The organism is Nocardioides psychrotolerans, from assembly GCF_900113685.1.
Taxonomy (GTDB): Bacteria; Actinomycetota; Actinomycetes; order Propionibacteriales; family Nocardioidaceae; genus Nocardioides; species Nocardioides psychrotolerans.
Genome location: NZ_FOQG01000042.1, coordinates 1 through 1,293 on the forward strand (window position 1 = coordinate 1; position 1,293 = coordinate 1,293).

Consider the following 1,293-nt stretch of genomic DNA (forward strand, 5'->3'; position numbering starts at 1 on the left):
GGGACTGCCCAGGCTCTGGTTGACACTCGGGGTGGGTGGTTCTCAGGCAGCGTCTGCTGCTGAGTAGATGGTCTCAAACTCGATCGGGGTCAGTCGCCCGAGGGCTGCTTGGCGTCGTCGTCGGTGGTAGGTCTTCTCGATCCAGACCACGATCGCGAGGCGGAGCTCCTCGCGGGTCTCCCAGCGTTTCCGGTTCAGGACGTTCTTCTGCAACAGCGCGAAGAAGGACTCCATCGCGGCGTTGTCGCCGCACGCGCCGACCCTGCCCATCGAGCCGCGCAGGCCAGCGTTCTTCAGAGCGTGGACGTACTTCCGAGACCTGAACTGACTGCCCCGGTCCGAATGCACGATCGTGTCCACCGGGTCGCGCAGTGCGACGGCGTTACGCAACGCGGCCACGGCCAGCGACGACTTCATCCGCGAGTCGATGGAGTAGCCCACGATCTTGTTCGAGTGCAGGTCCTTGACCGCGCACAGGTAGAGCTTCCCCTCGCCGGTGGGATGCTCACTGATGTCGGTCAACCAAACGCTGTTCGGCGCATCCGCAGCGAACGTGTGCCGGGTGCGGCCGTGCTCGTCGAGTGCGGCGAGCAGGTCGTCGTGCACCGGCGGCCCAGGCTTGCGGTTCAGGCCACGCTTCTTGGAGTGCACCGAGAACAGCCGCTGGGCCGAGCAGAGCCGCCAGACCCGGTTGTCGGAGACCTGGTGGCCGGCGTCGCGCAGATCATCAGCGATGAGGCGGTAGCCGAACTCCGGGTCGTCGGTGTGCAGGTCGAGCGCGGCGTTGGTGAGGTAGGCATCTTCCAGGTCCCGGGCGCACACCGGGTGCGCACGCCACTTGTAGAACGCCTTGGTCGAGAAGCCCAGCACCCTGCAGGTCACCGTGACCGGCACCCGGATGGGGGCGTCGGTCGCGGCCAGTTCGAGGACCAGCGGGTACATCATTTTGGGTTGACGTCACGCGAGAGGTAGGCGACCGCACGTCGCATCACCTCGGCCTCCTGCTCGAGCAGACGGATCCGCTTCTTGGCCTCACGCAGCTCGGCTGACTCGGCCGCGGTCGGGCCTGGCCGGGCACCGTCCTCGATGTCGGCTTTCTTCATCCAGCCGTGAAGGCAGCCCTCGGAGATCCCGAAGTCCTTCGCGATCTGGTTCAACGGAGCTTCGCCCTTGCGGGCAACGGCCACGACATCGTCGCGGAACTCCTTGGGGTACGGCTTCGGCATGACAGACATCCTTCCAGCGAGGAGCGATCCTCACAGGTCAGGTGTCAACCGATCCCTGGGCAGTCCC

1 protein-coding gene is annotated in these 1,293 nt (G+C 65.8%); it reads right to left on the minus strand.

The window, feature by feature from the left end; genetic code table 11:
• Positions 1-42: 42 nt before the first annotated feature.
• A protein-coding gene (locus tag BM204_RS22095; RefSeq protein WP_091117778.1) for an IS3 family transposase occupies positions 43-1,226 on the minus strand; the annotation gives its coding sequence in 2 pieces (ribosomal slippage) (positions 43-947 and positions 947-1,226; 1,185 coding nt in all).
• Positions 1,227-1,293 lie beyond the last annotated feature (67 nt).